General features: G+C 73.2%; 3 protein-coding genes and 2 pseudogenes. 1 reads left to right on the top strand and 4 read right to left on the bottom strand.

What is annotated here, in order from left to right:
* Positions 1 to 489 (bottom strand): NADAR family protein (locus tag ACFXMF_RS47340; protein ID WP_380021306.1); only part of this gene is annotated, 489 nt, incomplete at its 3' end.
* A gap of 299 nt (positions 490 to 788) precedes the next feature.
* Between ACFXMF_RS47340 and ACFXMF_RS47335 the strand changes: the two genes are divergently transcribed.
* Positions 789 to 1,430, top strand: coding sequence for a hypothetical protein (locus ACFXMF_RS47335; RefSeq protein ID WP_379992886.1), 642 nt, complete (start codon positions 789 to 791; stop codon positions 1,428 to 1,430).
* Between the two features lie 69 nt (positions 1,431 to 1,499).
* Here the strand turns inward: ACFXMF_RS47335 and ACFXMF_RS47330 are convergent.
* From ACFXMF_RS47330 to ACFXMF_RS47320, 3 genes and pseudogenes are all read right to left on the bottom strand, one after another.
* Positions 1,500 to 1,676, bottom strand: a pseudogene (locus ACFXMF_RS47330) (helix-turn-helix domain-containing protein); the annotation flags it as partial.
* Positions 1,677 to 1,938: 262 nt separating this feature from the next.
* Entirely contained in the window at positions 1,939 to 2,577 is a 639-nt protein-coding gene (locus ACFXMF_RS47325; RefSeq protein WP_379992311.1) for a class F sortase, read from the bottom strand.
* Between the two features lie 189 nt (positions 2,578 to 2,766).
* Positions 2,767 to 2,947: pseudogene (locus tag ACFXMF_RS47320) on the bottom strand (hypothetical protein); the annotation flags it as partial.

Here is a 2,947-nt window from a genome sequence, read left to right as displayed (position 1 = left end):
AGGGCCTCGTTCGCGTCCCCCGGCCCGGGTCTCGGCCTCGATCTCGGCCGCGAGTCGGGTCCTGGTACGGGCCAGGATCCGACCGAGCATGTTCCGCCCGGTGCCGGTGCTGCCGCGGCCCCAGTAGTGGTCGGTCGTGGTGTTCTCCACGAGCGGCTGCGTCCCGGTCCCGAGCAGGATCGCGCGGATCCGCGGATTCTGCCGGAACTTCTCGTACACCCCGCCCCGCATCACCTCGTCCTTGACCCACTCCCAGTCCCGGCGCAGCGGCACGCTCCGCAACCGGCCCAACTCCGCCGCGCGCAAGGCCGTGGGCGCCCGCCGGATCCGCTCGGCATGCGGGGTGCCGGCGAACTTGTGGGCCTGGAAGAAGTGTTCCGAGGTCGGCCAGGACACCTCGTCGACGGTGAAGCCGTGCGGCGAGAAGTTGGAGAAGCAGCCGTAGGGCACCTCGTCGGCCCCGTAGAAGTGGATCGTCACGGCAGCCACCCGCCCCTCTCGTCGTCGAACCGGAATGCCCGTACCCCGGCGCCCCGGCAGCGTCCGACGGCATGATGGCATCCGAACGCCCGAACCGCCGGCGGATATCACACCTCCCGTCGCGTCGCGCGATGGTGACGTTTCGCGCACGAAGCGGCCCGCGCACTCGACGAGCCGACGCCGCGTCATGATCCTTGGCACACACGACATTTCCCGAACCGGGGGTACCAACGGTGTCCGATCGATCCGGCGGCGCGTCGAAGTCGGCGGTTCGGTTACCACCTCTTCGGCTGCCTTCCGTTCCGCCGTTGTCGATCCGGCACGCCGGCATCGCGGCGACCACGGCGGCGGCGGCGATGGTCGTCGCGGACCTGTTCGCCTATGTCGTGTACCGCGACTGGCACGCCGACCTGGCCTCACGGATCGACCAGCCGGCCGAGCGGGAGGCCCTGCGGTCGACCACGCAGCTCGCGCCACGCGGGAACGGCGCAACCGGCGTGGCGGTAACGGTACTCGCGGTCACGAGCGTGGCGATGCCCGTGCTCTTCCTGTGCTGGGCCATACTCGTGTCCCGGAACCGCGAGCAGTGGTACGGCCCTTCGGCGGGATTGGGCGGTCGGCGCAGTCCGGCGCGCCGGACCCGGGAGGCCCGGCGCACCGCGATCGGCCCCACCCCGCTGATCGCGACGGCCGTGGTGCTGCTCGCCGCGACCACGATGAGCCGGCTGCTGGGCATCATGGGCGATCCGTGGATCGCCCCCGCCGACGAACAGATCGAGCTGGAAATGGGCTTCGTGCACCAGCGGATGACGTTGGCGCTCGCCCATGCGGCGGGCGCCCTGTCGGTGGCGGTCGTGGTGGTGGTGACGACCCGTCGACACGAGCGGCGGGCGCGGATCAGCCCGGCGTCCGACGCCGGACGAACGAGAGCAGTGCGCGGGCAGTGCTGATCGAGGGCCCGCCTCAGCTCAGCCGGGTCGCCAGACCGTCCGATACGCGTTGCAGACCGTAGTCGAAGCCTTGTTGGCCACGTGCCGATAGAGCGAGGTGGCGCCCGCGTCGAGGCGAGTGCCCAGGCGCCGCATGCTCAGCGCCTCCAGTCCTTCCTCGCCCAACAGCCGCACGGCCTCGGCGACGATCTGTTCCCGACTCGGTTGCTCGCGCTGCCGCCGAGGGCGGGTCCACGCGGATTCGATCGGCTTCTCGCCTTGATCCTGATCCGCGACCCGAAGTCGGACGCGCCGACGACGGCGGATCCGACGGCGGACGCAGCCGCGCCGAGCGCTCCCATGGCGAACGCCGATCGGCCGACCGTCGCCTCGGGCGCGACCGTCCGACCTCCCCCGTCCCGCTGTTCGCCCGCCCCGACGGCCACCCGGCCGGCGGGGCGGCGGCGTTTCGACCAAGGCGCACGCGCCGGCTCCGGCTCGGACGGGGCTTCGTGCCATCGACGCGTGTTCACGACGCGCGCGGCGGCGCGACCAGGCCGGTCAGGTGTGCGAACGCGACGACGTTGCCCAGATAGCGCTGCTCGGTCCGGTCGAAGCCCGCGCCACAGGTGATCAACCGCAACTCCGCCCCCTTCGCGGCGCCGTAGACGCGTCGGTCCGGGAACTGCTCGGCGCGGTAGACCTCGATCGCGTCGACGGTGAAGATCGCCGTGCCGCCGTCGGCACGATCCACCTCGACGGTGTTGCCCCGACTCAGCTCGCCGAGGTGGTAGAAGACCGCCGGGCCCTGTGGGGTGTCCACGTGTCCGGCCACGATCGCGGTGCCACCCGCGCCGGGGGCGGTGCCGTTGCGGTACCAGCCCGCGAGGTTGTCCTCGTCGTCCGGCGGGGCCGCGAGTCGGCCGCCGTCCTCCAGGGCCAGGCCGGTCAGCGGTGCGTCCACCGAGATCGCCGGGATCCGCACCCGGACCGGCGCCGCGGCCGACAACGGGGCCAGCGGCGGCGGATCGTCCGGCGCCGGGCGGGGCTGGTCCGGATAGACCCGGGCCTCGCCGGGCTGCGGCGGCGGATCGGCGGCCCCGGTGCCGTTGACGATCAGCGCGGCGCCCAGGCACATCGCCACCACCCCGGCGCCCACCGGCCCCATGGTGCGCTTGCGACCTTCGTCGGGCGGGGCCGAAGGATCCACTGCTGCTCCTGAGGGGTGCTGCGCCCGACGCGCCTGGGTGGGTAGGAACTCGTCTGCCCGGTCGGTGTGTTCCACCCGATTCCCGCACCGCCGCGATCGGGGTCGAGCGGTGCGGGAGCGTGGTGGTCCGAGCCGGCTCGCACGCGCTCAGCCGCGGCCCGCGCCCAGTCGGCGACGCCGCACGACCAGGCTCGCGCCGGCGGCGAACAGGCCCACGCCGAGCGCGATCCCGCCGGCGGTGGCGTTGCCGGAGGTACCGCCGGCGCCGGTGTGCATGCTGCCCGAGGGTGCCTCGGCGTACTCGTCCCGGTCGCCGGCGGCGCTGCCG

Source organism: Embleya sp. NPDC059213, assembly GCF_042754445.1.
Classification (GTDB): domain Bacteria; phylum Actinomycetota; class Actinomycetes; order Streptomycetales; family Streptomycetaceae; genus Embleya.
Note: the sequence above shows the minus strand (reverse complement) of the source record. Positions and strands in the feature narration are given on the sequence as shown.